Source organism: Mesobacillus campisalis (assembly GCF_000986785.1).
Lineage (GTDB): Bacteria > Bacillota > Bacilli > Bacillales > Cytobacillaceae > Mesobacillus_B > Mesobacillus_B campisalis.
On the sequence record NZ_LAYY01000061.1, the window covers coordinates 1 to 1,889 of the forward strand.

Here is a 1,889-nt window from a genome sequence, read left to right on the forward strand (position 1 = left end):
TCATTCTGAGGATAATGAGGTCCATTGAGGATTGGGGAAAGGGGTATTTGCCGAAACTTTGAGAACTCATTCTTCTTAAAGTTGGTTCTGTGATTGAATAAATGCAGAACTGTCATATAGGGAACTATATGGAGGGCTATCTTACGCACAGAAACGAGTGATTTGATATTTGTTTCTACTGCAGCAGCGGCCACTCGGTGCTGTTTTTTTGCGTTTACCGGAATCCAATCTTCCCGAGGAATGTAAAATACGAATAAAGGATGAAGAGAAATGACGAATTTTGGACAAGTGCTTACGGCAATGGTGACACCATTTGATGCCCATGGTGAAATTGACTTTGAGGCAACAAGGAATTTAGTGGACCACCTCATTGAAAACGGCTCAGATGGCCTGGTTATTGCAGGAACAACCGGAGAGTCCCCAACCCTGACGAACGAAGAAAAAATTGAGCTATTTAAATTTGTGGTGAAAGCCGTCAATGGCCGCGTTCCTGTTATTGCCGGGACAGGCTCCAACAATACAAAAGCGTCCATCAGCCTTACTCAGGCCGCCGAAAATGCAGGGGCAGACGCAATCATGCTTGTCGCTCCCTACTACAATAAGCCGTCACAGGAAGGTTTATATCAGCATTTCAAGGCAATTGCCGAGTCCACTTCCCTTCCTGTCATGCTTTACAATATTCCAGGGCGCAGTGTGGTCAACATTTCTGTGGATACGATTGTGCGCCTTTCGGAAATCAAGAACATCACCTCTGTAAAGGAAGCCAGCGGAAATCTGGATGATATGGCCGAAGTCATCAGCAGGACTCCTGCCGATTTCGCTCTATATAGCGGCGATGATGGTCTTACCCTCCCAGTTCTGGCAATCGGCGGCACAGGAGTTATCTCTGTCGCATCTCATGTCATCGGCAACGAAATGCAGGAGATGATTTCCCATTTTACAAATGGAAGGCTTAAGGAAGCAGCTGCTGCCCATCGTTCCCTGCTTCCAAAAATGAAAGCATTGTTCTCGGCGCCGAGTCCTTCACCGGTTAAGGCGGTATTGAATGGGAACGGAGTCAATGTGGGCGGTGTCCGCCTGCCAATGGTCCCGCTCGGTGAAGAAGAGAATGCCCGGCTCCAGGAGCTATTCGCCACAGTGTCCAATAAATAATATGTAAAAGGACTTCCACATAATTTCGGAAGTCCCTTTTTATGCCTATCATGCTCTTTCCTATGCAAAACGGTAATAAATCAGCACAAACGTGGACAAAACAAAAATGAAGTTGAGGAACACAAAAATAAATTGATCCATCTTTGTTTTGTGCATTTTAATTGGAGGGTTATAGAAGGAAACTCCCTCAATAATAAAGATCAAGAGGACAACGTGCACCATAAAATGGCCAATGATTTCCGTCATCCCAAAAAGCATCGTGGTCATGATAAAGATAATCGTTACCACTAGTCCTAACACTCTGTTAAGAATACCGACCACAAGCAGATAGCCTACAATAAATTCAATAAAGGCGGCCATGACAATGAACAGAGCTGGCTCAAATCCGAAAGTAGGCACACTGTGGCTTGCGACGATATCGAGGGACATGCTTGGATAAACCCATTTTTCAACCGCAACCCAGCAAAGTGAAAGGCCTGTCCCCAAGTATAAAAATGGGAAACCAATTTGCTCAAATCTGGTTCTGGCGATCAAAATGACAGTGAAAATGGAAATATAAAACCCATAATCAAGCATATAAAACAGACCATGCACAAAAGTAGACTGAATAAACAGACCGATCAGGATAGCGGCGGCAGCCTTTGCTGGCAGATGATAAGGAATTAAAAGCAATCCGATCGAAACCCATACCAAAATGGCAGTCAATGTACTTGAAACTGGCAGTTCAGGAGCAAACA

2 protein-coding genes and 1 riboswitch are annotated in these 1,889 nt (G+C 44.7%); of the genes, one reads left to right on the forward strand and one right to left on the reverse strand.

Annotation, left to right across the window (positions count from 1 at the left end; all coding sequences use genetic code 11):
- Positions 1–147, forward strand: a riboswitch (Lysine riboswitch). This riboswitch is flagged as partial in the annotation.
- Between the two features lie 123 nt (positions 148–270).
- Entirely contained in the window at positions 271–1,152 is an 882-nt protein-coding gene (dapA, locus tag WQ57_RS22265) for a 4-hydroxy-tetrahydrodipicolinate synthase (RefSeq protein ID WP_046525885.1), read from the forward strand.
- 60 nt (positions 1,153–1,212) lie between these two features.
- Here the strand turns inward: dapA and WQ57_RS22270 are convergent.
- The coding region (locus WQ57_RS22270) for a DoxX family membrane protein (RefSeq protein WP_046525893.1) at positions 1,213–1,889 on the reverse strand (677 nt) is incomplete at its 5' end.

Coding starts and splice junctions, on each gene's coding strand:
- dapA (WP_046525885.1), top strand. CDS start 271: ATGACGAATTTTGGACAAGTGCTTACGGCAATGGTGACACCATTTGAT.